A 220-nucleotide genomic window follows, 5' to 3' on the forward strand; every position below is an offset into this window, starting at 1 on the left:
GGGACGCGACGCCGCTAGAGACGGAACTGCTCAACCAGGCGGACCGACTTGTCGGCGGTAGGGATGCGGTGCTCGTTATTGATGACACCTCACTGCCGAAGAAGGGCGAACGCTCGGTTGGTGTTGCAGCTCAATACGCGTCGGCTCTCGGCAATACGGCAAATTGCCAAACGCTTGTGTCTTTGACGCTTGCGCGCGGCGAAGTGCCAGTGATGGTCGC

General features: G+C 60.5%; 1 protein-coding gene. It reads left to right on the forward strand.

Annotated elements, in window-relative coordinates; genetic code table 11:
• Positions 1-220: transposase (locus tag FNJ47_RS49385; protein ID WP_163163927.1), on the forward strand; the 220-nt coding region annotated here is incomplete at both ends.

The organism is Bradyrhizobium uaiense (assembly GCF_010811875.1).
Lineage (GTDB): Bacteria > Pseudomonadota > Alphaproteobacteria > Rhizobiales > Xanthobacteraceae > Bradyrhizobium > Bradyrhizobium uaiense.